Annotated in this window: 22 protein-coding genes; 11 read left to right on the plus strand and 11 right to left on the minus strand. The window is 56.5% G+C overall.

The genetic code is table 11. The annotated features are described in order from the left end of the window. Positions 1-186: 186 nt before the first annotated feature. The gene (locus tag ACQKPZ_RS23025) at positions 187-402 is read right to left on the minus strand and encodes a hypothetical protein (protein WP_403199103.1); all 216 of its coding nucleotides are present in this window, start codon (positions 400-402) and stop codon (positions 187-189) included. A gap of 97 nt (positions 403-499) precedes the next feature. Continuing rightward, entirely contained in the window at positions 500-2,566 is a 2,067-nt protein-coding gene (locus ACQKPZ_RS23030; RefSeq protein ID WP_427542586.1) for a PAS domain-containing protein, read from the minus strand. Positions 2,567-2,683: 117 nt separating this feature from the next. On the opposite strand from ACQKPZ_RS23030, the gene ACQKPZ_RS23035 reads away from it, so the two are divergent. Next, positions 2,684-2,827, plus strand: a complete 144-nt coding sequence (locus tag ACQKPZ_RS23035; RefSeq protein WP_427542589.1) for a hypothetical protein — start codon at positions 2,684-2,686, stop codon at positions 2,825-2,827. Positions 2,828-2,894: 67 nt separating this feature from the next. On the opposite strand, the gene ACQKPZ_RS23040 is transcribed toward ACQKPZ_RS23035, so the two are convergent. Beyond that, positions 2,895-3,167: a PepSY domain-containing protein gene (locus ACQKPZ_RS23040; protein ID WP_427542592.1), complete on the minus strand. Its 273-nt coding sequence runs from the start codon at positions 3,165-3,167 to the stop codon at positions 2,895-2,897. Positions 3,168-3,391: 224 nt separating this feature from the next. Continuing rightward, positions 3,392-3,589 (minus strand): DUF1737 domain-containing protein, encoded by a 198-nt coding sequence (locus ACQKPZ_RS23045; protein ID WP_403199093.1) that lies wholly within the window; start codon positions 3,587-3,589, stop codon positions 3,392-3,394. A gap of 482 nt (positions 3,590-4,071) precedes the next feature. Here ACQKPZ_RS23045 and ACQKPZ_RS23050 point away from each other — a divergent pair, with 482 nt between their 5' ends. Beyond that, positions 4,072-4,899 (plus strand): helix-turn-helix transcriptional regulator, encoded by an 828-nt coding sequence (locus tag ACQKPZ_RS23050; protein ID WP_427542595.1) that lies wholly within the window; start codon positions 4,072-4,074, stop codon positions 4,897-4,899. An 83-nt stretch (positions 4,900-4,982) separates the two neighbouring features. On the opposite strand, the gene ACQKPZ_RS23055 is transcribed toward ACQKPZ_RS23050, so the two are convergent. Next, positions 4,983-5,480 (minus strand): hypothetical protein, encoded by a 498-nt coding sequence (locus tag ACQKPZ_RS23055; protein ID WP_403199087.1) that lies wholly within the window; start codon positions 5,478-5,480, stop codon positions 4,983-4,985. Positions 5,481-5,826: 346 nt separating this feature from the next. Here ACQKPZ_RS23055 and ACQKPZ_RS23060 point away from each other — a divergent pair, with 346 nt between their 5' ends. Both ACQKPZ_RS23060 and ACQKPZ_RS23065 read left to right on the plus strand, forming a co-directional pair. Further along, positions 5,827-6,609, plus strand: a complete 783-nt coding sequence (locus ACQKPZ_RS23060) for a hypothetical protein (protein ID WP_427542598.1) — start codon at positions 5,827-5,829, stop codon at positions 6,607-6,609. Then, entirely contained in the window at positions 6,609-7,370 is a 762-nt protein-coding gene (locus ACQKPZ_RS23065) for a hypothetical protein (RefSeq protein ID WP_427542601.1), read from the plus strand. Before ACQKPZ_RS23060 ends, ACQKPZ_RS23065 begins: the two co-directional genes overlap by 1 nt. A 37-nt stretch (positions 7,371-7,407) precedes the next feature. Here the strand turns inward: ACQKPZ_RS23065 and ACQKPZ_RS23070 are convergent, their stop codons facing one another. Then, positions 7,408-8,124 carry a hypothetical protein gene (locus ACQKPZ_RS23070; protein ID WP_427542604.1) on the minus strand — a complete coding sequence of 239 codons (717 nt, stop codon included), beginning with the start codon at positions 8,122-8,124 and terminating at the stop codon, positions 7,408-7,410. Between the two features lie 471 nt (positions 8,125-8,595). On the opposite strand from ACQKPZ_RS23070, the gene ACQKPZ_RS23075 reads away from it, so the two are divergent. Together ACQKPZ_RS23075 and ACQKPZ_RS23080 are read left to right on the plus strand one after the other, a co-directional pair. Next, the gene (locus ACQKPZ_RS23075) at positions 8,596-8,838 is read left to right on the plus strand and encodes a hypothetical protein (protein WP_427542607.1); all 243 of its coding nucleotides are present in this window, start codon (positions 8,596-8,598) and stop codon (positions 8,836-8,838) included. 162 nt (positions 8,839-9,000) lie between these two features. Then, positions 9,001-9,264 (plus strand): DUF3077 domain-containing protein, encoded by a 264-nt coding sequence (locus ACQKPZ_RS23080; protein WP_003250694.1) that lies wholly within the window; start codon positions 9,001-9,003, stop codon positions 9,262-9,264. A 179-nt stretch (positions 9,265-9,443) separates the two neighbouring features. Here the strand turns inward: ACQKPZ_RS23080 and ACQKPZ_RS23085 are convergent, their stop codons facing one another. Beyond that, on the minus strand, positions 9,444-10,250 hold the full coding sequence (locus ACQKPZ_RS23085) for an HNH endonuclease (protein ID WP_427542610.1): 807 nt from the start codon (positions 10,248-10,250) through the stop codon (positions 9,444-9,446). Between the two features lie 423 nt (positions 10,251-10,673). On the opposite strand from ACQKPZ_RS23085, the gene ACQKPZ_RS23090 reads away from it, so the two are divergent. From ACQKPZ_RS23090 to ACQKPZ_RS23110, 5 genes are all read left to right on the plus strand, one after another. Continuing rightward, complete coding sequence (locus ACQKPZ_RS23090; RefSeq protein ID WP_427542613.1) at positions 10,674-11,927, plus strand: integrase domain-containing protein; 1,254 nt, start codon at positions 10,674-10,676, stop codon at positions 11,925-11,927. A gap of 952 nt (positions 11,928-12,879) precedes the next feature. Continuing rightward, positions 12,880-13,860 carry an integrase domain-containing protein gene (locus ACQKPZ_RS23095; RefSeq protein WP_427542616.1) on the plus strand — a complete coding sequence of 327 codons (981 nt, stop codon included), beginning with the start codon at positions 12,880-12,882 and terminating at the stop codon, positions 13,858-13,860. After that, on the plus strand, positions 13,857-14,123 hold the full coding sequence (locus ACQKPZ_RS23100) for a hypothetical protein (protein ID WP_427542619.1): 267 nt from the start codon (positions 13,857-13,859) through the stop codon (positions 14,121-14,123). The genes ACQKPZ_RS23095 and ACQKPZ_RS23100 overlap by 4 nt, the downstream gene beginning before the upstream one ends. 103 nt (positions 14,124-14,226) lie before the next feature. Next, positions 14,227-15,162, plus strand: a complete 936-nt coding sequence (locus tag ACQKPZ_RS23105) for a restriction endonuclease (RefSeq protein WP_427542622.1) — start codon at positions 14,227-14,229, stop codon at positions 15,160-15,162. A gap of 108 nt (positions 15,163-15,270) precedes the next feature. After that, the gene (locus ACQKPZ_RS23110) at positions 15,271-15,882 is read left to right on the plus strand and encodes a hypothetical protein (protein ID WP_427542625.1); all 612 of its coding nucleotides are present in this window, start codon (positions 15,271-15,273) and stop codon (positions 15,880-15,882) included. 226 nt (positions 15,883-16,108) lie between these two features. On the opposite strand, the gene ACQKPZ_RS23115 is transcribed toward ACQKPZ_RS23110, so the two are convergent. From ACQKPZ_RS23115 to ACQKPZ_RS23130, 4 genes are read right to left on the minus strand one after another with little or no spacing between them, the layout of a single operon-like run. After that, complete coding sequence (locus ACQKPZ_RS23115) at positions 16,109-17,518, minus strand: protein kinase domain-containing protein (protein WP_427542628.1); 1,410 nt, start codon at positions 17,516-17,518, stop codon at positions 16,109-16,111. 59 nt (positions 17,519-17,577) lie between these two features. Further along, the gene (locus tag ACQKPZ_RS23120; protein ID WP_427542631.1) at positions 17,578-18,156 is read right to left on the minus strand and encodes a hypothetical protein; all 579 of its coding nucleotides are present in this window, start codon (positions 18,154-18,156) and stop codon (positions 17,578-17,580) included. Further along, the gene (locus tag ACQKPZ_RS23125) at positions 18,149-19,834 is read right to left on the minus strand and encodes an ATP-binding protein (protein WP_427542634.1); all 1,686 of its coding nucleotides are present in this window, start codon (positions 19,832-19,834) and stop codon (positions 18,149-18,151) included. Before ACQKPZ_RS23125 ends, ACQKPZ_RS23120 begins: the two co-directional genes overlap by 8 nt. Next, on the minus strand, positions 19,831-20,973 hold the full coding sequence (locus tag ACQKPZ_RS23130) for a hypothetical protein (protein ID WP_427542637.1): 1,143 nt from the start codon (positions 20,971-20,973) through the stop codon (positions 19,831-19,833). Before ACQKPZ_RS23130 ends, ACQKPZ_RS23125 begins: the two co-directional genes overlap by 4 nt. Positions 20,974-20,976: the final 3 nt, after the last annotated feature.

The raw sequence follows: 20,976 nt of genomic DNA on the forward strand, positions 1-20,976 counted from the left end.
TCTGGCGAGCCCGCGAAACAGGCAACGCAGTGGATGGCACCGGCTTTGCCGGTGTTCGCGGGCTCGCCCGCTCCCACAGAGATTGCGCGAGCTTGGAAATATTGAATAAGACAGTTGCTCTCACCTGGGCCGCAGGCATGCAGCCCGCCCCATCGCTACCTCAGGCAGCCGCTGCCGAGCAGTCATCTAGCTTGATTCGAGCGCCGGGCCATGCAGGTGGTTGCGATAGGCGCATTCGCACTCCGCCTCGGCGCGCGTCGAAATGTTGAGCACCAACCGGGTCTTGTCATGCGTGTCGTACAGGTCAAAGCCAGAACCACTGGCGCAAAGGATGCCAATACGACGTGGGAAGATTTCTTTGTCGATGGGAAGCGCCGGAACCACAACAAAGCGTCGCTGCATGGTTGCTTCTCTCCCGCAGTACCTAAGTATTAGTCCTTCTGCATAGAGCACCCTCAAACGTCATGGTTCGAAAAATCTGAAAAACAGTCAGGTCGGGTTAGCCGAACATCGCCTGAACGTTGGCAACCAGGTCTTCCATCGCGAATGGCTTGATCAACACGGCCGACGAAGTGCGCAAGACCTCATCGTCAAACACTGAAGGGCTTGCGTACCCGGTCATGAAAATGACCGGTAACCCTTCACGCGTTTTTCGGCCGAAGGTTGCCATCTCCCGACCATCAAGCCCTCCCGGCAGGCCAATGTCCGTTACCAGCAAATCGATGCGTGCGTCAGAGGCCAGCAGTTGCAGGCCGGCCTGGCTATCAGCGGCCTCGATAACCGTGCACCCCAAACCACTGAGCACCTCACTCACAAACAAACGCACAGAAGACTCGTCATCCACAATCAGCACAGTGCGGTCAGCCCAATTGGGTGAAAACTCAGGCGGCATCTCTGCCGCGCCGGTGCATTCAGGCAGCCCCTGGCTGGCTGGCAGATAAAGCTGTACCCGCGTCCCTACCCCTTCTTCTGAACAAATCCTGACTTGCCCGCCCGACTGCTTGGCAAAGCCATACACCATCGACAAGCCCAGCCCTGTGCCTTCGCCCATCGCTTTGGTAGTGAAGAACGGCTCGCACGCTTTCGACAGTGTATCGGCCGACATCCCCATGCCATTGTCCGCCACACTGATGGCCAGGTACGAACCCGGCTGAAGCTCGGCGTCCAGGCCCGGGCCTGCCTCAAGGGCCTCATTTGCAGTGGTGATGGTGATCTTGCCAGCACGCTTGCCAATGGCATCGCGTGCATTGATGCAGAGGTTCAGCAGCGAGTTCTCGACCTGAACCGGGTCTACCAGGCAGGTAGAAAGCTGCGCTTTCAAATCGACTTTCAGCTGAATCATCGGGCCGACGGTGCGCCGCACAAGGTCCTCCAGGCCACCAATCAAGCCATTGACGTCGGTACGGGCAGGCTGCAAAGGTTGCCGGCGCGAGAACGCCAGCAAGCGATGCGTAAGGGCCGCAGCCTTGTGCGCCGCCTGGTGCGCCACCTCGATATAACGCTCCACATCCGCCAACCGCCCTTGCTTGCCTCGCAGCCTGGCCAGGTCCAGGCTGCCGGTGATGCCTGCCAGCAGGTTGTTGAAGTCGTGTGCGATGCCACCGGTAAGCTGGCCTATCGCTTCCATTTTCTGCGATTGGCGTAGCGCATCCTGTGCGGCCTGGCGCTGGGCCACGGCTTCGCTGATGCGTGCTTCCAGCGTGCGGTTCAGGTTCAACAGCGCGGCTTCGGCCTGCTTTCTTGCAGTAACGTCTATAGAGGAACCAATCAGCCCTATGACTGCTCCCGCCTCATCGAGCAAGGGTGCCTTGACGGACAGCCATGTGGTTGCAGAGCCGTCCGGCATGTCGACCCGCTCTTCGATCTGCACAGCCTTGCCGCCACGCATGATCTGCTGGTCGGTCTGCATCACCTGGCGTGCCTGGGCCTTGTCTTCGAGGAATTCGAGGTCGGTCTTGCCCAGGTAGAACTCCGGCGGTTTGCCGATCAGTTGCGTCGCACCGTGGTTGGCAATGAGCATCCTGCCTTCAAGGTCTTTCGCATACACAACCCCAGGTACTGCGGCAGTAAAGGTTCGCAGCAGCGCCGAGACGCGATCGCGCTCAGCCTCGGCCGCCCTTCGCGACTCGATGTCCATGAGCACGCCAGGGAAGCGTATGGCCTGCCCCTCGGCGTCCAGCTCTGCGTGCCCGTTGGCCTCGATCCAGTGGTAGAGGCCGGCTTCGTTACGAACGCGGTATTCACAACGGAACGTACCGCCTCGCGACATCGCCTCATGGATTTCCCGGGAAACACGCTCACGGTCATCCGGGTAGATCGAGGTAAAGGCTTCGGCGATTGGAATGCCCGCTTCACACTTTTGAGCAGGAATGCCGAACGACCGGGAGAAGCGTTCGTCTGCCGTTACCAGGTCGTTCGGAATGTCCCAGACCCACGTACCCACGACCGCAGCGGCTTCCAGAACCAGGCGCAGTTGTTCGGACGAATGCTCCGTGACGGCCTCGTTCGCAGACCCCATACCTGCTGCCGGCTGCGGGCACAACGGGTCATACCCTTCGTTATCCATGACTCACCTCTGTCGCTTGCTCCAGATCATAGTCTTACGGGCGACAGAAACCGAATTGAACAGCTAATCCGGTCGCACGGCCTAACGTTTTGGAGCCCATTTGCGAGGAGCCAGACCATGATCGACCCCAACCACCCCGACCCCTACGTTGACGAGATACCACACAACCCTGGCGAACCGGTACCCAAACCCGAGCCCGAGCCGCAAGCGCCTGATTGGCCGGAAGGCCAGGTGCCGCCGGAAGAACAGTCCGACGGCTGAGCCTGGGTGCAAACGCAAAAGGCCCGCGCAAAGGGCGCGGGCCGTTCAGCAAGCAAGTGCGCGCCGATCAGTTATCCAGCTCGTCCTTGATGATTTTGCCGTCGTGTGGGTCGACCTGGAACTCATACTGTTTGCCATCCGCCTTGATGCCCTCGCCTTCCCAATGGCCATCGTCGGCTTCGATCTTGGTGATCTGCGTGTAGCCTGCGCCTTTCAGCGTGGCCTTAGCCTGGTCCTTGTTGACTTTCCAGTCTGCACCGGGCGTGTCTGCCCATGCGCAAGAAGCGCCCAAGGCGCCCGCCAATGCCAGGCCGGTGAACAGTTGAGTCATCGCTTTCATCGCCAACTTCCTTTTTGCTGTGAAGGTGAACATGCGACCAGGCCGGCATGGCCTGGGTTCACTCGAAGCGCGTGACGTTATGGCGACGGATTCTTCACGTAGTTTTCACATGCGCTCAGGCACGCTTCAACCATCCCTACGTGATAGACCTTGCCCGCTTCGGCGGGCTTTCTTTTGCGCGCGATTTGCGCTTGATGCAATGCAGGCAGTTGAGCAGCCCTGCATCAAGACGAAGCTACCTGCGCCCCAGGCCAGGTAACAGCCTGCGCCACGATCACATCCTTGCCATTGAACGTGAGCGCAGGCCCGCCATGGAGTTGGTACCCTAGCTTCAAGGCTTCACTGACACGATGGCAAAAGGAAGCATCATCGGGGCCCGTCAGCACCCGGTAAATCGGTAGCCCATCCGGTGGTAGCGTCATCTGTTTGGTCCTTGCACAAGGCGGTGAGAGCGCCAAGGGTACTCTGAACGACCGAGCCACAGCCAGCCGTCAGAGCGCCGCAATTCCATGTGGGAGCGGGCATGCCCGCGAAGCAGGCGACTCGGTACATGGTACCGGCTGCGCCGGTGTACACAGCAGTAGCCGCCCTCACAATCACACCGCAAACCCGAAGCCTGCACAGTCCCCCTGTGGGAGCGGGCATGCCCGCGAAGCAGGCGACTCGGTGCATGGCACCGGCTGCGCCGGTGTTCACAACCGTGGCCGCCCTTACAAGTCCACCGCAAACCTGAAGCCTGCACAGTCCACCTGTGGGAGCGGGTTCACCCGCGAACACCGGCAAAGCCGGTGCCATCCACTGCGGATGCAAGCCAGCCACCCCCAAATTGGTTATCCTGCCCAAAAGCCCAGCCCCAGCGGCCGCCAACAACAATAAACCCTGCCTTGCCCCCGGGAGTAACCGTATGGAATTCTGGCCATTACGCCCCTCCACCACCGACGTGCGCCTGAGCATCGAGCAAACCGCCACCCTGCTCTCCCGCACCACCGAAAGCCACGGCAAGCTGCTGGCCGCCGACATGCTGAAACTGGTCAGCGCCCAAGTGCCGCTGGCCCAATGCACCCTCTTCGCCTACAGCCCCAACCGCAGCCCGCAAGTCATCTCCTTCGCCGACCGCGCCCGCATGCTCGAGCTGCCCAGAATCTCCAGCAACTACGCTGAACGTTTCTACAGCATGGACGGCAACCAACAGGCGATGACCACACGCCCTGCCCCATCCACCACCGGCCGCATCATGGTGCAACGCCAAGGCATCGAAGACATCACCCACCGCGACTACCGACGCATCTGCTACGAGCTGCCGCAAATCTCCGAACGCGTTGCACTGCTGGCCCAGTGCGAGGGCAACCGCTGGCTGTCGGTGAATTTCTACCGGGGGCGTGAACATGGCCGCTTCTCAGCTAACGAGATCAACGTCATCGAAACAGTTGCCCCGCTGATCGTACAAATCTCGCGCCTGCATTACCGGGCCTATCTCGAAGCCAATGAAATGCCCGCACTGCTGAGTGAACGGGTGGTCAGCCTGTACCCGGAACTGACCCGGCGTGACCAGCAACTGCTGCAATTGATGCTGGCTGGGTGTGAGGTGGAGGGGATTAGCGTGAGCATGGGCATTCAGCTTTCGAGTGCGGCTACGTATATCAAGCGGCTGTATCGGAAGTTGGGGGTTTCTGGGCAGCGGGAGTTGTTGGCGTTGGCTACGCAGCGCAAGTGGTCGGGGCAAGTTCACTGACTGCAACTCCCCTCTTCTGCAAGGCCGATTTGCTGTCGGCACCAGGCAAAAGGCTGGGGAGGCATCGCTATGAATGCAGCTGGTCAGTTAACCGGAACAAGGCGCTCGCGTTGAGCAGCGGTCAAGTCGTCGATAACACCCACTTTCAGGGGCTGCTCGCCAGCATCGGCCAACGGCTTGCCCATATCCGCAGAAGCAAACTCCGGCAGTTTGTACATGGCGCCGGTCAGTGGGTCGACAATGAGCATGCCGATAATGCCGCCGATCAGGATATTGCCCCAGTACCAACCGCTAAGGCTCGAATCCAGTTCCACGGTCTTGTCTGGATAGCCTTCCTTTTTGAACCGCAGGGTGTAGGTCTGGCCCGAGAAGTAGCCTTTCCCCGACTTCAGGGTTACGGTACTTGGGGTATTGCCAGTGTGTACGACGGTACCGTTCTTGTCGGTGATTTCAAATGACGCACCAGGCGGCGCACTTGATACCGCTACCGGATATCGCGACTCCCCAACAATGCTCGCACATCCCTGAATACCCACCATTGCTGCAGTTACCGCCGCCCCAATCAACTTCCGAACCATCATCAGCAGTGCTCCATTGCGCCGTCGTTGGCAAGGCCGGTCATCGGCCGGGCGCAACTATATACAAAGTGATATCACTTTGACACTATCGATCTCGACATTAATTCAGGGTCCGGCCTGCTAGATGCGCTGCGAGGGGCCATCCGACGTCAGCCAAGATTAACGTCGCCTCCTGTGCCGATAGTCGACGCTTACCTGCGCAGCGTTGGAGAGGGGTAAAGGCTTCGCTAGCCATGATGGGCACGTTCCACTTTCATGGCGAGACATCAAATTGACACTACCCCGCCAATTTGCAAACCTGCCGCACCGACAACATCTAACCGACAGTGCAGCGCTGGAAAAATATGCAATGGAAAGCAAACAGCAACAATTGGTAAGCGCATACCGCCAAACGTTATCAGACCTACCGCTGCACTGGCTGGACCGCAGCCGCGAGCACGAAGCCGATTTCAAGCACCTTTCAGGCTTGTTTCTTCCCGGTACCTCGCCGGAATTTGAGCAGGCGGCAAAACGTATCATGGTTGTGGGGCGAGAAACGCGTCGTTGGGATGTCGTGACCGCCGACAAACCCTTCATTGATCTGGACGAGTACATCCAGCGCGCCATGGCAATCCAGCAACGCCACTTGGCAAAGTACATCCAGCACAAAGCCGACCGAGGGGCCAGCTTCTTCAACTTTCTCCGCGAACTCCACCGAGCCGATCAACCCATAGGTATCGCTTGGGCCAACCTCTTCAGCTTCGCATGGCAGAAAGGGTCACCCATGCGCTGGCAACATTTCGACTACCTCGCGAAAGTCTCCAGGTGCCTGCTTAAGGCGCAAATAACCCTACTTCGTCCTGACATCATCGTGTTTGCCAACGGCGCGAGCAGTGCCCACATACGGCAGCAATTCTTCCCGCACAAAGGCGAACTCAGCGTTTGCAGCGAACTGGGTGACTACCGTGCGCAAGGCATACCGGTAAAGCAGCTTTGGCGCTTCCGCCTGCATGGCTCGATACAGTGCTATCGCATTCAGCACCCGAGCAGCATCAGTGCCGGCTCACGCGCAGCCCGCCGCTTTCTTTTGGACCGGATACTCCTTGGCAACCTGCCGAATGATCAAAACGTCCCGGGCCAACCGCACGGTTGATGACAGCACCGAACCAAAGCCGCGCCAAGACACACCCCACCACACGATCAACCAACTCCAGGCTACCCATGGTCAACTCAGTAGTATCGATATCGGAACAAGCATTCTTCAGTATCGTCACCTCGGCGCTGGAGGCCTACAAAGTCGAGCATCAGCTTGAGAACGGCGACTTCGCAGCGCGTGTGGAAACGTTCGGCCACCTGTGGGGTTACGCCCAAAACTCCATAGGCGGACAAACCATGTATCGCGTGGTTTGGGCCGACACTTGCACCGCGGTTACCCGAGATAAAGGGTCGATTTCCTGTGGTGATGCACCGCAGGAAATCAAACAAAGCTTCATCGATACGTTCTTCCCCGAGGTCACGTTCCTGGGCGATTATCACAGCCACCCGTACAGCTACCAGGATGATGAGATCAAGACTGAGCTGGAGCTGGAACGAGGGGGCTACTATCGCTTCTCCGATGCCGACTTCCGCGCGGTGAAGCAGCAGCAGGATGGCGGGCTGGATTACCGCGTTGGGCTGGTAGCCACCGTGTTTGAGCGTGATGAAAAGATCAAGCGTGCGATGAAGATTCTGGATGAAGAAAGCGCCCTGCGGTTCCAGGTCGGCTCCGTGACGATCTGGCTCAAAGCCTACGTGTGGACAGAGGACGAAAACCTGAAATACCGCCGCAAGGCGGACCGCATGGTGCACCTGGTATGCCCAAGCTTGAACGTGTTCGCGGGCATGCGGGATGGGTGGGCCGGGCTGCCGCAGTAAAACTGAAAAGGTACTCGATGCCTTTCAAGTCTTGCGATCACGGCCGCATCAGAGGCTCGATGCCGATCCACTTCTTCACCGGGTGATAACACAGGTGCAACGGCGGAATCTCCACCTTCCGCCCCTCTACTTGCAGGCTGCCCAGGTGAATGGTCCACTTGGAATCGGCGTTCAGCTTGTCTGTCTGGAAGATTACATAAGCCGAGCCGTAGCGTTTGTTGTTGGTGAGCTTGGGAATGTGGCGGTGCACTTCATCGCTGTTGATATCGTACGGCGATGGCCTGGCAGCCCGCTCATTCACAGACGGGAAGTCGTAGATATCGTTAAGGCCTACGTACACCTCGGGCCGTGCATTCAGGCGCGAGCCGTCTTCAAAGGTGATGTAGGCCTGGCGGCTGTCGTAGAGCACCGGGATCGGCGCTTGGCCACGTTTGGAATCGGTCGACGGGCGCTGGCGGTCCTTGTTGTAGGCGATCATCTGCACGAAGAATTCTGGCCGTGGGTATTCCTCGCCCGGGTATTGCACGTGCAGGCCTTGCTCGTAGCGCTTTTCGCCCCATTGGGCGGCGTGGTCGTAGAGGTAGGTTTCCAGGTAGAGGGTGGTTTCGCCTTTTGGGCCTGGGACTTTGAACTGGAATTCGGAATCGCACAGGTCCGCGTAAGCGGCGCGTTCGCGTTTCCAGGGTAGACAGGCGGTTAGTGAGGCTGTGGCCAACAGGAGCAGGAGGGAGGTGGCGCGTTTGAGGTTAGTCATGACCTGCCTTGGTCTGGGTGCGATTGGGGCAGTTTCGGGGGCTGGGGGGCGGAAGTCCATGGTGACCGTTTGACATCATCGGGACATGGCTGGATACAGGGATGGGTGAGTGGTTAGCTTTTTGAGAGATTTGGATCGTTGGCTGAGCGGCGAACGCTGCAGAAATTGACGGAAATCGCCGGGAGGAAATCAGAAAAAAGAGCTTCCTTGTAGGGCATTTCCCAAAGATACTCCCAGCGCCTGATTTTCGTTGCGGTCGACTTTTCAGCGTTTTAGTCTCGGTTCGTCGTTGCATATCAACGACTAGCTTTGACAGGCTGATTGACGACCAAACATGCGGCTTTGCCTATGGCGGCTGTGTGTGGGGCACCTCGTGTGCGCCGGTTTGGTCTTCACCGGTCTGTCAACCCATACACGGCTGCCACCACTTGTTTGACAGCAAGCGATGGTCGTTCCATTGAGGACCAAAAAATGCTGAAGATCGTTCCTGATCCACCCCACAAGACTCTCTGCCTTGAAGACACTTTGATCCAAGCCACGGACTACGCGCTATGCGCAGCGACCGTCGTGCATCAGGCAATGCTTCTGCAGCCCAAATCGCCTGCGTCGATCCTGATGATGACCTCGATGCATGAGCTGGAGACGCTGCGAGTTTTGCTTGAAACCGCGCTGGTTCAGCTACAGACGCCCAGTGAGCCCAGAACATCGCACTGAGGCCTAATTGATTGTGTCGCCTGGGCTCGGCGTTTCCCTGGCAAGCCAGGCCCTCACAATGCTCAGTGCTACGCCGCAGAACTTGGCGGTTGTGCAGCCGCTGTGGGGGATTGCTAGCGACGACACCAGCCCAGGTCCTAGAGATTTCGGGGAGATTGAACAATGTCTACAGAAGAAACCAAATTCACCGTCGGCAAAACTACCTTCTACCAAGGTGAAAACCAGACCCATCCCCTCTTCCGCATCGAAGCCGGCATTCCTTGCCAGAGCGCCCGCGAGCAGGCTTCGGAACTGATGGGCTATGCGCGGGATATGACGTTGGACGGATTGATGGAAGATAAACCGCAGCTGATCTGGGCTTCGCACTACCTCTGCGCCTTGGCCAAGGCGCTGATGGATGATGCCGAGCTTGGCATGATGCGCTGAATTGCCAATCCCTCATTGGATGCCTTCAAGACAGAATACCAATCCCGGTTTTGAAGGCGATCTGACTACGCGGCACGCTTACCCAGTCTCGTACCAAAGACCTACCCAAAGACGTCAACGACAGGCACCAAGCTCTGCAAAAACTGATTCGACTACATCGTCAGGGTGCGCTTAGGTGCCTACGCACAATCGTTAACCCATCGCCCACGTAACATGCCTTTCAGTTCATCAACGCTCAGAGTCTCGTCGCGCTTGCGGTGGACTACCGCATGACAATTGGCGCACAAGGTCACTAGATCCGTCTCAGGGTTCACAGCCTGCTCTCCACCAAATTTCGAGATGGGTACTACGTGGTGAACGTGAATGAAGCCCTTCGCGTGCTCACCGTAAGCCTGTTCAAAATCAAATCCACATGCCTTGCAGTCAAGGCCGTGAAAGGCGATCGCCTTCATCCTCAGATCTTTGCGGCGCTCGTAGCGGGTTCCGAAGAAGCTTGTCTTGTTGCCTTCACTGAACGACTCAAGGTCGAAAGCATTGTCTTCCGTATTCAACACGACCGCCTCAGCTTGCGAAGGCTGGAGTTTCGCATAGCTCAAGATGGCATCGTAATCGGTCTGGGAGATGGGTCGCACCCCGTCACGCCAGTAGTTCTTTGCGCGGTTTGCAGGGATAGTCTCCAAGTACGCTCCGCCATTTTTTGACAGGATGGCGCTTTCAAACGGTGTGAAATTTTCGATGAACGCGAATAGATCACCCTTGCCGCTCTTTGGGTCAGCGTAAACCTTGCCGATGCGTGCCTTGCCAAAATAATGTGGCGCGTCGCTAAGGCGCGAGGGAGTGAAGGCTTTGTCCTTGATACGCCCTTTGTAGTAGATCACTTCCGTTCCCTGGACGAGCCAGGTTTTGTAGCGTTTGGGGAAGTGATAGACAGCGCCTGTCTCGTCTTCCCATTGCGATGTGTCGTTCTCAACGATGACGACGGGCATTTGAGTTCCTCTCTCATGGTTACAGAAGCCTACCAAAAAAGAGGAAATTTCCTACCGCATTGTGAGAATGAGCTGAGCCCTCAAAGGCTATGTAACTCGCTATGGCCCTCGTGTCGAAGGTTGATTTCGGTAATTCGGTGCCCGCAGCGGATGTCGTCTGCCACATCTCGTGCCTTCTAACCTACCGTGAAGCTAACAAATCGCGGACGCGGGTTCAGATTCCCCCTGCTCCACCAAATGATCAATCAAAGACGTCCACGGACGTCTTTTTTTGTGCCTGAAAGCCAGTAAATACGCGGCCTCCAGCGCTTTTGCGGTCTTTCGAGAGTTTTTGAGTTCCAGCCGTTCGGGTATTCCAGGCGGTATTCCACCTCACCCGGTGCTAATCTTTGGAATACCGAATCAGTGCCTGAGGAGAATCTCATGCCTGCTCAAAACCTCCGCCTCTCAGATCGACAGCTCAAAGGAGTCAAACCCGCGTCCAAGGATTATGTCCTCACGGACGGTGACGGTTTGCAGCTCCGGGTACGCAGCAACGGCTCGTTGTTGTGGAATTTCAATTACCGCGAACCGGTGACCAAGAAGCGCATCAACATCGGCTTTGGGACCTACCCCGAACTGTCACTGGCGAACGCACGAAAGAAGGCAGTCGAAGCCCGCGAGTTGCTCGCCCAAGGCATCGATCCGAAAGTGCAGCGCAATACGTTGAATGAGGCCAAGCGCGCAGAAACGGAACACACCTTCGAGAACGTGGCCACCGCCTGGTTCGAGCTCAAGAAAGACTCGGTGACCCCGGCCTACGCCGAGGACATCTGGCGGTCGCTCACGCTGCACGTGTTCCCCGATTTGAAGACGACACCACTCGCGAAGATCACCGCGCCGATGGTGATCGCATTGCTTCGTCCAATCGAAGCGAAAGGCAGCCTGGAGACAGTCAAACGTCTTAGCCAGCGGCTAAACGAGATCATGACCTACGGCGTAAACTCCGGCCTGATCTTCGCCAACCCGCTCACCGGCATTCGGGCAGTATTCAAGAAGCCCAAGAAAGAAAACATGGCTGCGCTTCCGCCCGAAGAGCTCCCTGAGCTCATGCTGGAGATCGCGAACGCCAGCATCAAACGCACCACCCGCTGCTTGATCGAATGGCAGTTGCACACGATGACTCGCCCCGCCGAGGCGGCGACTACTCGCTGGGCAGACATCGACTTCGAAAGGCGTGTCTGGACTATCCCACCGGAGCGGATGAAGAAGCGCCGTCCACACAGCATCCCGTTGAGTGATCACGCTGTCGCACTATTGGAGTCACTGAAGACTCACAGCGGCCATCGCGAATACGTCTTCCCGGCTGACAGAAATCCGCGTACCCACGCGAATAGCCAGACTGCCAACATGGCTCTGAAACGCATGGGCTTCCAAGATCGGCTGGTCAGCCATGGCATGCGCTCGATGGCCAGCACCATCTTGAATGAACATGGGTGGGACCCGGAACTCATTGAGGTCGCATTGGCGCACGTCGATAAGGATGAGGTGCGGAGCGCCTACAACCAAGCCATCATCGAGCGCCGGCGCCCGATGATGGCTTGGTGGAGTGAGTACATCCAGAAAGCCGCCACCGGCAGCCTGCTCGCCTCAGCGTACGGCCAAGTCAGAGACAAGAACGTGGTGCCGATCCGCTAGCTCTGTACGGCGCAAGAACGGCAGCAGCAACAACTGAACGTCAAAGATTCGGGGCAAGCAGCCTCGCTTATCCGCTTCTCAGCACGGGTCCTTCCAAACAGGGCTGCAAAGCCGCCCTGTTTGGAAGGACCTCACTTTGAAGAGCTAAAAGCGACCACGTTGTCCAGGATTTACCACGGAATTCCAGCGGTGGATAACCGCTTTTAAAGTCCAAAGTGGCGCTGGATTTCGAACCTTGACCGCGTTTATCCACAGGCGTAGAACTGGCCGTGCAAGCGCTGTCGATGACAGCAACCCAGGTGGCCCGAGCCTTGAAGGTCACGCCGCTCTCGCGGTGGTTCTCCCCCAAATGGCGATTCGCATCCGGCAGCTCGCCCGGTCACCTCCCCGGTGATGGATGCCTACTTCAGATCATGGCCCTCGTGCGCCAGACAACACCACCTACTTTGCTGCCCTGCAGCAACCTATTCGCTTGGCCGAATCTTGCGCCAACCTGCGCCCGTCTCTTTCTCCTGGAAAGAGACGGGCGCTTCTAACACTGCTGCAGCCCTCATCGCACTTGGCTTTGCGGCAACTTCACTCGTGACAATCGGCGTGACAAACGCCGATGTCACCAGCAACAGCCATGTAGATGATGGTGCCGCAGACCAGGGAATGGACTGCTCCTGACTGACAGTCAGGCGTGCCCCGGTCATCACATTGCTGCGTTCACCCGGCTCAGGATCTCGCGGCACCGGTCTCGTCAGCCAGTGCAGCTTCCACCCGCCCACCGGTAACGGTGCTCAGGAGGCCAGATCATGAGATGCCCTTGCTCCCGGTCGTAAGGAGCCGCTAGTCCCGCGTTAGAGGACATCCCCACAGGTCGCAGGGGCCTTGATCCCTGATAACACTCAGCATTCTTGGCGGGATGACGTGGGGCAAGGATCGGAGATCGGATGATGAGGTGACTGACATGGCAATGGTGGGTAGACGCGATGGTCGTAATTTTGGTTACGGCAGGCAATTGAGCTACGCAGGTCCGCAGGCGCTGAAAGACATGTTCGGCGGCGGTCACTACGGCACGGTGAAGGCGCACTGTGATCGGTGGCAGGCATTCGTGAAATGGTGCCGCTCCGAACAGGGGCCTGGCATCAATGATGCCCGGCAGATTGATCGGAAGGTGTTGGCCGACTATGCGGCGTATCTGCGCGACGTGGTTAGCCGCGGTGACCTTGCTGTCAGCACCGCACAAAACCGCTTATCCAGCATTAACAGGGCCATGGCGGCGCTTCGCGGTGATCAGCACGTGAAGTTACGCAGTCCGAGCAAGGCGTTGGGTATGCGGCGTACTGGGATTCGCCACTCAGTGCCGCAGGGCCAAGACCACGAACAGGTTAAGCAGATTGTCGATGTGCTTTGTAGCCATCATCAGTTACGAGCTGCGGCGATCGTTCTGTTGGCACGAGCCACCGGCATGCGCTTGCGTGAGGCCATCCTGGCTGACCTGCCACGGCTAAGCCGTGAGGCTAACGACCTAGGGAGGATAAACATTCAGGATGGCACCAAGGGCGGCCGCGCTGGAGCCTCGGCGCCCCGTTGGATTGGGGTGGACGACCATATACGAGGTGCACTTGGATTTGCATGGCAGGTATCACCTGCAGGTAGCCGCAACCTGGTTGCGCCGCACGAAAGCTACCTGAGCGTACTGCAAAAAATCATCCGCCCTGCACGGGACATCCTGCATAACCACGACCTTAAAGGCTTCCATGAGCTACGAGCGGCGTACGCGTGTGAGCGCTATGAGCAAATAACCCAATACCCCGCGCCAATCAATGGCGGCCAATGTTGCCAGGTAGACAGGAACCTTGATCGAGAGGCCCGACGACAAATCAGCTATGAGCTGGGGCACGGGCGGATCGACGTGGTCGCTGCCTACATTGGAGGGTGCGCATGAGCAAGTCATTCAACATGGAGTTGTTCTTGTCTGCGGTGTTGACGGGCTCGCACGCAACTCGACAACGCCATGTACGACAGGCGAAAATCATCCAGGCTGAAATTGCAGAGCGCTGGCAGCGAGAAACGCCTTGGACTTGGCAGCGGAAGCATGTGATTTGGTTCCTCGAAAAGCGCCTCGCCCGACGCAGCAACGCAACGCGGTATTACTACCTCCTAACCCTGCGACTGCTCGCTCGTCGCTTAGAAAAGTCATGGGTATGAATATGGTAGACAGCGCGTTGAGATCATCAATTCGGCTCACTGAGGCAAAGCGCAGTCGCTGAGCTACGTTGGACTAAGCCTCTCATCAGGAATAGAAAGAGCCATGTCAGTTCCTACCTACGACCAGTTCATAGAGCCCATCCTACGTTTTCTCGCCACACACCCTGACGGTTCCACCGCGAGCGAGGCTCACGAAGCCGCCGCCATAACTCTTGGCCTGAGCGAGTCGCAGCGGCAGGAGACCATCACAAGTGGCCAGGCCACCTACAAGAATCGATCAGGCTGGGCGCATGATCGGCTAAAGCGCGCTGGCTTCTCCAGCAGCGCCAAGCGTGGCTACTGGCAACTGACCGACACCGGCCGCGCATTCGCCCAGGCCAACCCGATCCCGTTGAGCCCAAAGCAAGTCGAGCACCTAGCTGTGAACTTCATGAGCGTGAAGCTGAAGACAGCATCGGACGCCGCCTCGCTGGATGAAAGCAGCGAGACATCAGAGCCTATTCCCAAGACCGACCTCGCCACTAGCAGCCCGCAGGAGCGCCTAAACCAAGCCATACTCGAGCTGCGCACCAGCGTCGCGGGAGACCTGCTGGACAATTTGCTGCAAGCCAGCCCGACGCGCTTCGAGCACATCGTACTCGACGTGCTGCACAGCCTGGGCTATGGCGCGAACCGGCAGGCCCTGCAACAAGTCGGCGGCAGTGGCGACGGCGGCATCGACGGTGTGATCTCGCTGGACGCACTGGGGCTGGAAAAGGTTTACGTGCAGGCCAAACGCTGGCAGAACACCGTCGGGCGTCCCGACCTGCAAGCGTTTTACGGCGCCCTGGCCGGGCAGAAAGCCAAACGCGGTGTATTCATCACCACCTCCGGCTTCACCGCCCAGGCCGTTGACTTCGCGCGCTCGGTCGAGGGAATGGTACTGGTCGACGGTAAACGCCTGGTGAACCTGATGCTCGACCACGAGGTGGGTGTCAGCTCGCAGCTTTACAAAGTGCCCAGGCTCGACAGTGACTACTTCGACGAATCGCTCGGCTGAGCCGACGCTCGACAGCCCAGTTCCATTTCGCCACTATGGCCTCGACAAGCTCGCAGGCCGTCGACGTCCTGCGCCTTTCGACCGCCCATCCAATGCCAGTGAGGCCCTATGAAAGCCCGAGAAGCCAACCTCATCGCCAAGCGCTACCAAGCACGTAAACAAGCGTTCGACGATTTGCACGCGCTATTGCTGCCTTTCTTCCGCCGTACTTCTCTGGCGGACAGTATGAAAGAGATCAGCGGGTGTGTCTCCGCAGCCTGGCATGCCAATACCTTGTGCGGCTGGCTGTCGGATTACGGCGATATCGATGAGCTGGATGCTCTGATTGGCGAGATACGCCGAGACGGGGGACGCAAGCGTTTTACCAGCCTGAACGACATCCCCACCTCTCTGCGGGAGCACTTCGACGAGACCGACGCGGACTTTATTGAATTCGCCAACGAAATGCGCGAAGAGTGCCGCGAGGGTTATGACTCATTGCTCGAACAGCAAGAAATGCTAGACGAACAGTTTGAGCTCGCCCGATTCGATGAGGTGTTCGCGTTCAATGAAGACTACCTGGAAGTTGAAACCATAAGGCTGTTTAACCAGGTTTTCGACCACCTGCACACTCAATGGGTTGCATACGAAAAGCTGGCTCGCAGTCTAGTCGGCATGGCCCATCTCATCAATGAGCCGGACCCTGACAAGGGGCTAACCGAGGCGCTGCTGTTCGATTAGCCTCGTGTCACCCTAACGACCTAGGCAGGATTAACATTCAGGATGGCACCAAAGGCGGTCGCCCCGGCCTTGGCACCACGTTGGACTGCGGTGGACTTCCATGTTCGAGGTGCATTTGAGTTTGCACTGCAAGTGTCGCCCGTGGGTCGCCGCGATCCCCTCACCAAAACGCCAGCGTACTTATGCCCCCTAGCAGCGCATACACAGCATCATGTCTAACGAATTTTCACCATAGTCCTAGCCCCTGGTAACGCTGTCGTTTCGCCACCAACTCGACAGAGTTATTTGATATGCGCAATGCGTGCTTTAAATACCCTACCGCGGCAGGGTAGTCTCGCGCTTGCTCACAAACCTGGATCAAGCGGATTAAAACGTGAGGCTTACTTGGACACTTTCTATTGATTCTCTCAAGCGCTTCGCGTGCCTCGGAAAAGTTAGCCTCCAAGCCAAATAAGGTCGCACGTAAAAAATCAAGCTCTAACGATTCTCCATCCTGTCTCTCGGCATCTTGAATGAGATCTTTCGCAAAGCTTGTCTTACGAAGCGTCAGGAATGCCTTAATGCCAAGCAACCGGATCAGCCTTTGATCGTCGTCATGCAAGACGCCCTTGTACTCTTGATGGAATACTTCTTCAAACTCGAAAAGCCTGTTTGCGCGATAGAGGGCATTAAGCTGTTGCAGCAACGCAGCGGAATCGTGGGTACGAGCGAATTCCTCTTCCGCAACTCTTGCCGCCTTTAGGTAGTCTTTTGTCTCCAGAGACTCGACAACTGCCGTCGACCAATCAACCGAAGCCTGCCCGCGAAATGGCGTTATGGAGTACTGAGGCGCGTCTAATTGTTGCTGCCTCGCCAGCTCAAAAGCACTGCGAAGCGAAGCAATGTCGTGATATCGGGCGGAGGGGACCCTTTCCATGCACCTAAGGATTAGGGTGTCAACCATGGGTACGATGTTGGCATTGACTTCGCTGGGGCGCCTAAATGGCGCATGACGACGCACTTGAGATGGTGTGTCGTGAGGGAGCTGTCCCGTTAGCAGTTGGTACAAGAGAACGCCGAGACTGTAGATGTCGCCTCTCAGCAAGTCATCAAAAGTCCCCTTACGTGAAGCACTGTCGGAAAATTCTGGCGCAGCGTACAGAACAGTGCCGCCGTTTTCCCTAGTTCGAACATAAATTTCTTCGGGCAGAGCGGAGCTCCCGAAGTCAGTCAACTTCACCAAATCTCCCGCACCCACGAGAATATTGTGCGGCTTGATATCGCCGTGTGAAATAGGTGTCGGCAAGATCGCCAAAAAACCAACAGCGTCGAGCACCTGCGCGTAGATATTAAACAGGCGCTCAAACGTGTTTCCGAAATTCTGACTTCTCTGCTCAAGTTTTTGGGCAAGACTTTGGCTCGGGAAGTATTCCATTTCGATGAAGAACCATTCGTTCTCCGGTGGAATTCTCCCCATATCGCAAATCCGAACAATATTGGGATGTGGGTCTATTGTCAGTAGCTCTTTCCCTTCGGCCAGCAGACGATCATCCTTTGTCAGATCTTTAGGAATCTTCACTGCGACGATGGTACTGTCCGATAGCCTCTCCGCCCGCCATACCCAACCATGACTGCCGTCACCGAGGCATTCAAGCAAGAGATACCTATCCCCTAAGCGCTTATTAGTTCCCGGCAGAAAATGTGCGGATTTTATATTCACAACAACCTCTCACAGCGCATTTGTTTGAGAAGCAGCGCTCCACTGCACTCAACCTCAAAAATAAACCGACTGAAAAGAACTGCTGTATTTCGTAGTGAAGGCACCTGCGCACCAACCGACGATTTGAAACCTTGCCGACATCGCTGCGCAAACACTTCTTTATTTGGCGCGGAGACAACTCCTTTGTTCCATGCCGAAAGGATTAGCACAGAGGGGGCATCACTCCATCTCATCGATGCCTCCAGTAAATTACAAAGCTTCTCGTCAAGCTTCTTTTGTCCCCGATCGGTACCATCGAACCGTTCAAACTCAATCAAGACATCAGGTGTGCGTTGCGTTCGACTAAACCAGGTTGAGTCGGCCCGAATGTCTGCCCCATGCGTCATCGGCACCGGACATTCCGCCACTGCCATATAGCCAAGCTCAGATCCAAGCTCATTCCAGGCACTGCAGCCCAAGCTGTGCACCAATACATCCTCGTCACGAACGCCCCAGCTCGACAGCATGGGATAGCTGCGATCGACAAACTCCAGAGTGGACATTGCGGAACAAATTTGCGCTGGAAGGTCAGTCACCAAAACTCCCCCAAACGCGCAGCACTTCAGGCGACTCACCACCGTGTATCAGTGCCTTGCCACCAACTTTAACTAGTAACGATGCCGGAATAGATCGACCACAGACCAAGGCCTCACCCGTTGATAAGTTTGGCAACTCATCCAGGTCGGCCTTACTTACCATGTCAGATGCTTTTGCAATAAATCGCTGGTCATCCGGGTTCTTCAGGCGCATGGTGATCAAGGTATTGCACTGCGACGTCACGTCAGCATCGAGCTTCGATGGGCGCTGGCTAACGATGGCGAAACCAACACCGAACTTGCGACCTTCGCCGGCAATTTTCTTGATGATTCGATGGCTGACGGCATTTCCACCAGCTGGCGCGAAATTATGTCCTTCCTCATAAACCAAGAAACAAGGGCGTAGAGGATCTGTTTTGCTGGAGGCTGCACGCAAGATTTCACTGGAAAGCAGTGCGCAGATTACCTGTTTGGCCGTATCACTCAGTCCTTGCAGATCGATCACAACGAGTCGCCCTTGCTTATTCGAAGGGCGCCCGACCATTTTGTAGATGTCGGTTGGAGCGGACATGGCAGCAGAGTAAAAGCTTTGCGCTTCGTTGAGCACCCGCGATAGCTTCATCGATGTCACAGCGGCACTGCGTCCATTCAATGCTTTGCCTTCTGCCTCGGAAAGGTCATCCCATTCACGCAACTCTTCGATACCATCTCCGAGAAGATGCCGAAGGCGATTGATGTCCCTCGGCTCGGTCTTGTCGGCTGTCCGCCAGTAGCGCAACGCAACATCAAGCACCCTCTGTTGAGGTTCGGTCAGCCCGGGCAGAATTTCTGCCACATCATCCATTTCAAAGTGATCGAACTGCAGCGCAAGCTGGACGTTTTTGCCTGCGTACTTGTGTTTGAACGATTCATTTTGTGGCGTGTACACATGGATGCCTGCTCCGGCTTCCTGCAATCGTTCCAAGGTTTCGCGAATTTTGGGTAGTGCCGCACGATCGCGTCCGTCTTCGCTCTCCGCTAGATCGTCCGAGAAATTCAATTGCCCCTTCGCCAGAGCCTTTCCATACTCACCATGCGGATCAAAAACAACTACGGTTCCGTTGTTCAACGCTACCAATCGTTCAATGATGCGGCCAACGGTGTAGGACTTTCCCGATCCCGTCATCGCGAGTACGGCCATATGCTCAGTGACCAGTTTGTTTACGTCTAGAAAGACCGGCACTGTGTTATCGCCGCGCTCATAGCCAACCAGGTTACCCAGGTGCAAACTGGTGTGTTCGTTGAACTCGTAGAAGTCGCTTAGAAATTGGAAGTCCACCGTTTCAACGGCAGCACCTGGGTCTAGCGGGCGGCGTGGAATTTTTATCTGGCGAGAAACTGGATCGCGATAGCCGACCAGTTCGACATTTGCGTAGAGGTTCTCGCCTGTGACACTGGCACCGGGGAGCAACTCAAGTTCAGTTACTCCATCACCAAATCCAGCATTAAACAGCATATTGGTTCGGGAAATCCTGGTGACTCGCCCAAGCACCGGCACCACGCTTTCATCCGCGCGCTCCTGATGCATGATGCGGACAAACTCTCCACGACGAACGGAAAAGGAATCCTGAACCACCATAGTGAGCTGTGCCGCGTCGCCGGTGTTACCGACAAGCTTTCCAAGTACCTTGTGTTTCATGATTCAAACCCCTCATCGAGACCGGATAACCACGTGCTTTCCACGTCGTTACTCCGCAATGCTTCATTTAGCCCCTGCCGGTAGTAGGCAGAGAACTTTTCGAGAATATTGAGTTGCTGCCGACTGAGTAGCTGCGGTAGTGGCATGGATTTTTTCTGGCTTTGCATGTCCAGAATCATTAGTCGAGATGCCACGGTATCTAACAAGGCGGAATCCCAGTCCGACTCTTCGCCGGCCAATTGAGCCATCTTTATTTGGCCTGCACGCGCACTGCGGAAGTGAAAGCCGATAACGCCTTGGCTTACTTCACTAGCAGGTTCCATTCGGGAACGATTTTCAGTCATCCGAAAAGCAATAGTTCGGGTGAAGTTTCCCAATATTCCATTGATAAAACGCGTATCACCAATGCCGCTTAGCCGAGCCTCTAGGCCTTCGAGCATAGCGGCCGATTCCGGCGCAAAACCATCGTTGATCAAAATGTGCTTGCGGCCGTCTTCAGTCCGTAAGTCCTGACGAGCGATACTGACAATGGCAGAGAATCGCTCAGCCAGAATGCTAACAAGCACAGGACCTTCCGGATTCCATGGAAATAAAGCTTTCCGATTTTTCTGCCAAAATTGCTCAATTACATCTCTGGTCTTTTCAAACTCGGCCCAGTGCCGCGCATTCCCCTTCAGAGGCACCATTTCCCGGTCAATGAACAACGGGGTGTCGATCAAAATCAAGTTGGCAGAACCACCCTGATTTAACAGTCGCTCGACAAGGGCATAGCAGTGCCTCATCTCAACCAAGTCCAAGCGCTTTCTCTGGGCTTCGAAATCTATGTCGTCTAACTCTGATACTGAATCGGACCCAGCTGTGCCGACCTTATTGTCCTGAATGGTGAGATCTGTCCGCACAGCGGCGGATGCGTAGATAAACCCCCCCAGAGCACGGTGAATGCATGAGTGACTCGCAATGCCTGAAACTGTGAGGTTGACGACAGCTGGCCGCTTGACCCCCTTAATTAAGCCGGCATCCCGAAACATGGGGGCCACATGTTCAATATCACGAATCTGTTTGAGCAAACGCCCAGCACTGCCCGGCAATCCCAGCTGACTATCAATAGCCAATGCTTGCGCAAGAGTTTTTGCTTTCATTGG

The sequence above is a fragment of the Pseudomonas sp. NPDC089547 genome, from assembly GCF_050280665.1.
Classification (GTDB): Bacteria; Pseudomonadota; Gammaproteobacteria; order Pseudomonadales; family Pseudomonadaceae; genus Aquipseudomonas.